The 8,346-nt window shown below is 41.3% G+C and carries 6 protein-coding genes and 3 pseudogenes; 4 read left to right on the top strand and 5 right to left on the bottom strand.

Going from position 1 to position 8,346, the window contains the following annotated elements:
- Positions 1-246: 246 nt before the first annotated feature.
- The 3 genes and pseudogenes from ygiD to BI182_RS12105 all read right to left on the bottom strand — a co-directional run.
- The gene (gene ygiD / locus BI182_RS12115) at positions 247-1,017 is read right to left on the bottom strand and encodes a 4,5-DOPA-extradiol-dioxygenase (RefSeq protein WP_286808265.1); all 771 of its coding nucleotides are present in this window, start codon (positions 1,015-1,017) and stop codon (positions 247-249) included.
- 142 nt (positions 1,018-1,159) lie between these two features.
- Complete coding sequence (locus tag BI182_RS12110) at positions 1,160-1,654, bottom strand: DUF2798 domain-containing protein (protein WP_286808264.1); 495 nt, start codon at positions 1,652-1,654, stop codon at positions 1,160-1,162.
- A 240-nt stretch (positions 1,655-1,894) separates the two neighbouring features.
- Positions 1,895-2,131 (bottom strand): annotated as a pseudogene (locus BI182_RS12105) (NHLP family bacteriocin export ABC transporter permease/ATPase subunit); the annotation flags it as partial.
- A 517-nt stretch (positions 2,132-2,648) separates the two neighbouring features.
- Here BI182_RS12105 and BI182_RS12100 point away from each other — a divergent pair.
- Positions 2,649-3,821 (top strand): GGDEF domain-containing protein, encoded by a 1,173-nt coding sequence (locus tag BI182_RS12100; protein ID WP_286808261.1) that lies wholly within the window; start codon positions 2,649-2,651, stop codon positions 3,819-3,821.
- Positions 3,822-4,014: 193 nt separating this feature from the next.
- Complete coding sequence (locus BI182_RS12095) at positions 4,015-5,298, top strand: metallophosphoesterase (RefSeq protein WP_286808259.1); 1,284 nt, start codon at positions 4,015-4,017, stop codon at positions 5,296-5,298.
- Between the two features lie 251 nt (positions 5,299-5,549).
- Here BI182_RS12095 and pylSc read toward each other — a convergent pair whose 3' ends face one another.
- Positions 5,550-6,392, bottom strand: coding sequence for a pyrrolysine--tRNA(Pyl) ligase large subunit (pylSc, locus tag BI182_RS12090; protein ID WP_286808257.1), 843 nt, complete (start codon positions 6,390-6,392; stop codon positions 5,550-5,552).
- A 41-nt stretch (positions 6,393-6,433) separates the two neighbouring features.
- Positions 6,434-6,559, bottom strand: a pseudogene (locus BI182_RS12085) (hypothetical protein); the annotation flags it as partial.
- A 135-nt stretch (positions 6,560-6,694) separates the two neighbouring features.
- Here BI182_RS12085 and BI182_RS12080 point away from each other — a divergent pair.
- Both BI182_RS12080 and BI182_RS12075 read left to right on the top strand, forming a co-directional pair.
- Positions 6,695-7,231 carry a transposase gene (locus BI182_RS12080; protein ID WP_286808255.1) on the top strand — a complete coding sequence of 179 codons (537 nt, stop codon included), beginning with the start codon at positions 6,695-6,697 and terminating at the stop codon, positions 7,229-7,231.
- Positions 7,232-7,377: 146 nt separating this feature from the next.
- Positions 7,378-8,163: pseudogene (locus BI182_RS12075) on the top strand (DDE-type integrase/transposase/recombinase); the annotation flags it as partial.
- Positions 8,164-8,346: the final 183 nt, after the last annotated feature.

Here is an 8,346-nt window from a genome sequence, read left to right as displayed (position 1 = left end):
GGTTTGATCAAGTTTATTTTTGATTGACCTGGGATAAATGTTCATTGGCGAAAGCCTCCTTAAAAATATAATTTTTTTAAGGGCTTCGCCACATTTTTTAACCACTTTGTCAATCTTTTTATGTTTTATTACAGAAAAAAGAGCCTTATGCTTTTGCAAACATAAAACTCTTCTGATTTCTTAACTTAATGACATTGTCTGTCAAAAGGTGGCTTTTATTTGTCGGGGGGGATGGCGCTGGCCTTCTTAGTCGATCAGATAGCTTGTCATCGAAATCGCTCCCAGAATGGAGGCCTTATTAAAGGGCATGATGTTGCGATCCCCGGCTGAAGCCCCTAACACATATAACAGCGGATAATAGTGTTCCGGGGTAAAAAAAGCCAGGTTGGCTGAATCACCGGCCAGATGGTAATTGATGATCGCCTGATCGTCCCGACTTAATAGTTTCTCCTGGATGTAGTCATCAAAGGCGTCGGCCCAGGGATAACCGCCGGGATTCTGCCAATCAAGACGGGCCAGATTATGAACAATATTGCCGCTACCCATGATCAGGATGCCCCGTTCCCGCAGCGAAACAAGCTCCTGCCCGATTTGATAATGGCTTTCTGGTGAAGCCTGTCGATCAATGCTAAGCTGATAAACAGGGATATCAGCGGACGGATAGATCCGGTGAAGAACCGACCAGGTACCGTGATCAATTCCCCAGCTGTTGTCCATTGTTACTTCCCGGCTAATCAGCTTTTGCGTCGCCTCCACTAGCGCCGGGGCGCCCGGTGATGGATAAACAACCTGATAGAGTTCGTCCGGAAACCCGTACATATCATAGATCATTTGCGGCTTTTCCAGATTGTTCAGTCGCGTTCCTTCGGTATACCAGTGGGCTGAAACCGACAAAATTGCTTTGGGTCTGGGAATCTTTTTAGCAATTGCCTGCCAGCCGCGGGTAAATGCGTTATTCTCAACTGCATTCATGGGCGAACCATGACCGACAAAGAGCACCGGCATTTTGTTATTCATTTTCTTCCTCCTGCTCTAATTACATTAAAGGTTAAACTGCAGTATTCTTTATGATTATAACACGGATGGGTCACAAACAAATCGCTATTTTTTTGCCTTTAATCCAAACTAAAGCTAACATCCTGGGCAGTCGGCAAGAACATCAGGCTTCTTGTTGTACATTGACTGCGGCAGTGATCAATTGGTTTTTAAAGAGGTTTCGAAAAACAAACCGTACAAAGGGACCAACATAAAATAATTGAATACAGATGGCAAAAGGAAAGTTCATAACCAGCTTGGGCAACCAAAGGGTAACAATATCACTGACCAGACCATGATGCAGAATTGATACATACAGGGTCATCATCGGAGCCATGAAACACACGGTACAAACTGCCATGGCAACAGTAATCAAAATTGGTTGGTCAACTCCGGGAATAAACCAGCTCAGTACGATTTTTTTTACAATTGGTCCGGCAATATAGCGCTGGGCAATAAATGCCCCAATAACCTCTGGCCACATCCACAATATGGCCTTTAGAAATGTTGCATCGCTTAAACCGTCTTCCAACGCCAGGTTGTAAACAGTCATGCAATAAACCATCGTCACAACCATAATCACTGTGAAAATAAGATCTTGAAATCTTGTTTTTGGCATAATTTACTCCTTTAAAAAAATTTTTTAACCACAAAAAAACGAGCCGGATGATCAACTGGTTTTACATGATCATCAAGACTCGTTGTTTATTTATTATATCATTTTAAGTTAAAACATGTCAAGATATTCGTTTTGCGCTGCCAAAAATCCCCGCCCCTTTAAGATAATTGATTTTTACAATTAATTATCTTCTTTATTCAGGCATCAATCGATATAATAATTGCTAATTAATCTTCAAAATTATACCAATTGTCTTTTTGCCAAGTCATAAAAGATACCTCGCTTTTTCATCAGCATCTCATAATTTCCGACTTCTTTAATTTCACCGTGATCCAAAACAATAATCCGATCACAATTTTTTACGGTACTCAAGCGGTGAGCGATCACTATCCTGGTTGCCGAAAAACGATCTAAGCTTTGTTTTATTTTTGTCTGCGTAATGTTATCCAGCGCACTGGTAGCCTCGTCGAAGAATAACCGCCGACATCTCAAGGGCATTGGCGGAAGACCATAATGTTACAACAGCCATGCTTAAAATAAAACTAACCGACCCTTTGGCATTGCGCCTTTTAACGAAGGCGCAGATTCCCAGACACAGCGTTGTAAAAGCAGAAGCTAGCAACGGCCATATGTCTTGATACTGCATCGCATCTTCTTTAAAACCCCCTTCTGTGATCATTATTTTTTTAATTCTCAATGCCACCAGCCTAAAAGATGTCGAAAAAAGCACGTTAACTGACGATCGATTTACGTCCGTGCTGAATAACTGGAACGTTCAGCCCTTTTTAGACCTTATCAAAACCACCGTTTAGCAAATCAAACTCCCTTTGTTTGACTATGCCAACCGCTACGGCAATAAAACCGCCGACATTGCCAAACCCGATCAGCTCGTCTTAAAAAAATGAATATCACTGAAAAATATGCTATAATAAAATTATCGTTTAAATTAGTAATTTCTATTAATTTAAAATACATTCTCGGAGGCACTCAACTAATGAATTTAATTAGTCTATTTTGCTCAGTTGATTTGTTGATCTATTCTGAGCTTATCTTAGTTTACATATTCATAAGTCTCATCCGACAGGATTTCCGCTCAGATATCTCTCACCGTCTGTTTATAATCATTACACTGATACTGTCTGTAGTCAATCTGCTTGAAGGCGTTACCTGGATTTTAAATGGTACAACGCTCACTTATGGCCGTTCACTTCTTTTGCTCACGAATAATTTACTCATTGCATGTAATTCATTGTCAGCCGTGATTTGGGTTGCCTATGCTGATTATAAAATCTTCAATGATCTTAGCCATCTAAAAAAACATCTGAAATGGTACCTCGTCCCTTTTTATATCACACTGATTCTCCTTTTTATCAATTGGTTTACCGGAATCGTCTTCACCATTGATTCTGAAAATATTTACGCGAGAGGAATCGGTCTCTATTTCATTGTTCTGATGACATATGGGATGATTACTTTTCTATATTTTCGTACCCGAAACTTCAAACAACAGATTAATGGAAAAATCATGGAATCGATTTTTCTTTTTATGCTTATACCAATAATCGCCGGAGTCCTGCAGATGTTTATCTACGGCATTTTAATAATCTGGCCATCCTTTATTTTTGCCACGTTAATTGCCTACATACAAATAGAACGCGATACCTTCCTGCGCGATCCATTGACCGGTTTGCCATCACGTGAACAACTGGAAGAACGATTTTCATACTTGTCGGGAAATAAATACAGTTTTACGATCATCATGTGTGATCTAAATGATTTTAAAATAATCAATGATCAGTATGGACATCATGAAGGAGATCAAGCGCTGGTCACAACAGCTAATCTGCTTCATCATGCCTCATCGAATCACGACAACGTCTATCGTTTTGGGGGAGATGAATTTATTATTTTGCTGGAATCGAATCGTAAAACTGTGATATTAGATACCATCTCCCGGATTAAACAAACATTTTTGGACTTTAACAAAAGAAACAATAAGCCTTATTCGTTGAGTGCAAGTTTTGGTTACAGCATCTTTGATGCAACTACCCCTGGAACCCTTGAGGATTTAATCCGTGAAGCGGATCAACAGATGTACGTTAATAAAAATCGTCTTAAAAACGGCAAACCTGATCATTTTGAAAAAACATCCTCAGAATTAATCTAATGCATATCCGGCGACTTTTATCATTAAGTACTGTAATTTTATGCATAATTATTGATAAAATAAAAAACATGCCAATCGCGACTTTTCATCCAGATAATTCTTTGCTATAATTCAAAGAATACGATTGCAATTTTCCACGTCTAAATGATCCCTTGACGGAAAATTCTGCAAACAGAGAGAAAAGGAGCTTAAAATGAAAACTTTAAAAACGTATCTCTTCTTGGCACTCATACCAATTCTGATGCTGTCATTGGTGGCTTGTTCCAAACCCACTACGACAGCCAAAGGTTTTGACTTTGGCGCCACTGATTCATCCTCGGACTCGAACCGGATCGTCATCATCAGTGACCTTCATTTGGGAATTGATGACAGTTTTTCTGAAACAGTGGCCAATAAAACGAACCTGATCAATTTCTTGAATCAGTTAAGTGCCAGCGATGTTGATGAACTGGTTATCGACGGGGATCTTTTTGATCAGTGGTTTGTTCCCATTTCCTACGATCAGCCGGCGGATCTAAAGGAATACTTCCTGAAAGTTGCCGACAACAATCGGATGGTTGTTGATGCCATTAAAAATGTCATGAAAACCGGCATCAAAGTAACCTATGTACCAGGAAACCACGATCTTTTGCTAACAGATGAAATACTGGCCGAAATAATCCCGGGGATCAATCAGGCTCGTGATGTAGCAGGTCTGGGCACGTACCGTACCGGGCTGCGATCAGAGATAGCCATTGAACACGGACATCGCTATAATACCTTCTGTGCACCGGATTCTTTATCCAATAAGGAAATTACTGGCACCTTCCCATCGATACTACCTCCCGGCTACTTCTTTACCCGGGTTGCCACCACTTCTGTAGTAGAAGGAAAATCGGCACCTCAAAAAGACCTACCCCAGGTGGCTCAGCCCGCTGCTGACAATATCGATCAACTTGGAGCCTATGCCTATTATCAGATGTGGGCCACAACAATCCAAACTTACCCGATCAGCGCCGGTTTTACTGATAAAGTCTTCAGCTGCCCTTCCGATGGTTACACCAGCAGTTATGCCTTAAGCGATCTGCTGCCCACCACTCAACCTGACGGCACCATCAGCGCAGTTCTTTATGCCAATGTTCAGCAACGCTGGGATGCCCTCCAAGCATTCAATGGCGTCGCCGTTAAACTCCCCTACGACGTTGCCACCGCTCGCGCTGATGATGCGACCTATACCGATGAACAGGCAGTAACCCAATATTTCAACGTGGATCCTAGTGTTGATGTGGTGGTTTTCGGCCATACGCATGTACCTGTCTATCAGACCTATACCGAAGGCTACAACCGTGAGAAAATCTACGCCAACACCGGCACCTGGATTGATAAAAATCTCCTCGGAGCGGATATGACCTTTGTGGTTGTTTCATCCGGAACCGATACAACCGATGTCCAACTGATGCAATATCTCCCAGACGGCACCATCCAAAACCTGGATTAATAATAAGAATATCCATTCCTTTTAATCCCAAAACAAAAAACCGGCATTTCTACTTCGGATGAAGAGAATTGCCGGTTTTTTTATTCACGATTATTCTGTTCTGCCGTCTCGGAAATTTTAGCTAATAATCATGACGCTGCTATAAGCCATTGAGTTTTTTGCTTCACTTTAGCAAAAATTACACCGCAGAGAATTGAGTATTGAATTTCGATTTTAATGCTAAAACATATCTACCTAAATCTTTTGAAGGCTTATTTGATATTCAGTAAAGCGCCACCCAGAAACGTCGTGCTTCTCGAGAATCTATGTATCCCTTCTTCTTTTTCTCGATTCATTAAAAGTCGTTCAATACCGAATCCAAGACCAACCCATGTAGCATTGATTTTCCAGTTTGCATCAAGCGGATGCGGTCCCATAGAAGTTGACGCAAGTTCGACCCCATCTGCCCCGACAATATCCAATCCGATCCCATATACGGTTGAATCTTCTTCTTTAAATGTATAGTCATCAATTCCAGCACTAGCTAAAACAATTGCAGCCAATTCCTTCAGCCTTTTCATACGGAGATTCTCATCGATTCCCCATTCAACTAAATTAAGCATGGTAAACTCTTTTAAATGCCTTTTACCTTCGCTTTCTTTTCTAAAACAGGACCCGATTTCAAAAAGTCTTAGCGGCATATCGCAATACTGAAGCATTTTGTATGAGATCTCATATAAGTTGGGAGCTAGCATTGGTCTGAGACATTGCTTTTTATCCAGCCAAAATACTTGTTCCGATAAAGGATTGCTGTGATCAATCGACATTTTTTCCAAAGCCTTTTGTGAAATAATGGTTGGTGTTACAACTTGCAGGAATCCTTCACCAATCAATGTATCACCAAGTTTATTTTGTAACATCTGTATCTTTGAATGTCCGTCTTCTTTAACGAGTGCTCGAATCTTTTCTCTGTTTATTTTTACCAGTTCTTTTTCCCATGTTTTAAATTTTTTATCACGAACGTTTACCGATTCAAATACTGCGTCCACTTCAAATATTTTTGTTCCCAATTCCGTTAATCTGTTTATCTGAGCATCTGTAAACCCTATTTTCATTTAATCACCTCACCTTTACAAAGTAATACCCACTTTTTTTCCTATCCCTTTTTACCGCAACTTAAAAAAATGGTTGCTGAATACTTGCTCAATTTCCAATCCGGCACATTACATTTTGGACAAGGTCTTGTACACCAGCGATTTCGCAACCATCTTGCACTTCTACTGTTTTTGGAATCCTGTTAATTGCCAAATTATAAGTGTCAAAACAGTCCTGATTTAGTCAAATTATTCCGGATGAATCGGTCTTATCAACTATGGTATAATGATTAAATATTAATCACGATAAGGAAGCACAAACCATGGTTCATCTGGAACACTTTTCTGACCATCCGTTAGATTACATCACAGAATTTCACATATCTGAAAAAATCCGAATTGACAGCTGCCCTCATTGTTACTCCCGCCAGCGGCTTCATCTTCATGGTGTCTATCACCGGCACGTCATCTGGTATGAGGATGTCTTCTCCATTCCGGTACAACGCCATTACTGTATTCATTGCGGTAAGACGGTGAATGTCCTGCCTTCTTTCTGCCATCCCGGCTTTCAGCTGGCACTTCCATTTCTGCTGGAACTGCTTTGGATCCTCTTTAACCGGTTTCCTTTAGCCGTTTCCTTAGCACATCAACACCGGCACTTCATCACCAGGCGTTTTCTATTATGTATGAATCGGCTGATTGAGTATTTTCGCATCTGCCATGATTCTTTACTCATCTTTCCTGATTTTTGGCATAAAAAAGCCATAAAGATTCTTGAAATGGTCTCATCGGTGGGGAAGCCCCACATCTTCGGCAAAAGATATCACGATCATTTTAAGAAAGGATTTATGGCACATTAATTGTACCATCCTTCCGCATTTTTTTGAAGAACTATTTGTCCCACAGAGCGTTTGCTTTGCCTTTTATCGATTGATCCGTTATTCTCTACTTACCTGGTTTTATGGATCCTTAAAACCTCATATTTTTAAAATCGGAGGTTTTTACAATGACTGAAAAAGACAAAGAACTGATTGCTTTATTTCGCTATGGCCTGATTGCGCCGTTGCTCACGGATACCGTCTCATCGCACACGGCTTATCTGGATGAGATCAGTGCAAAAACCCATGATGTTCCCCATTATGGCGTCCGCACTTACAACCGCAAAACCCTGCTGGAATGGCACCGGCTATATCGGCGCCATGGTTTTGATGCGCTCAAGCCGAAGGTTCGGACAGACAAAGGGTCATCCCGGGCTTTACCGGCGGAATCAGTGAAGCTGTTGCTTAAGCTGAGAAATGAGAACATCCATTTATCCGTAAAGTTGTTCCAGGAATGGCTCATTCATGAAGGTCACTTCACCAGCTCTGACTGTTCCTATTCGACGGTGTATCGGCTGCTGAAAAAAAATCAGCTGTTAAAGCCATCGGCGATCGATGCGTCGGACCGCCGCCGTTTCGCCCATATTGACATCAACACCCTGTGGCAGACCGATGTTTCCCATGGCCCGTATCTGTCCCTTAACGGCAAAAAGCGCAAAACTTATCTGATTGCTTTTATCGATGACGCTTCCCGGCGGATTACCGGGGCTCAGTTCATGCTGGCTGAAAAGAATGAAGATCTCCTTCATGTCCTTAAATCTGCTTTACTTACCTGTGGTAAGCCCACCATGCTTTATGCGGATAATGGCAAAATTTTCCGTTCCCACCAACTGAATACTTCCTGCGCCACGCTGGGGATTGCCCTGGTCAATGCAAAACCTTATGATCCCAAAAGCAAGGGTTATGTTAAGCGTTCCGTTATGTAAAGAAAGGGCTATTCATTCCCATGCATAACGGAAACGCAGGTGATATTTCTTTACATAATCACCGTTGTTGATTAAAGCTTTTTAACCAGTGTTTTAGATTTTTATTATTATCCCATTTTGCCTCCTCGTCGGGAACAAGTTCTTTACTTGCGGCCTCGATCCTACTTTTGA

Source organism: Acetobacterium sp. MES1, from assembly GCF_002237635.1.
Lineage (GTDB): Bacteria > Bacillota > Clostridia > Eubacteriales > Eubacteriaceae > Acetobacterium > Acetobacterium wieringae.
The sequence above is the reverse complement of the archived record's forward strand: the minus strand, read 5'-3'. Positions and strand labels throughout refer to the sequence as shown.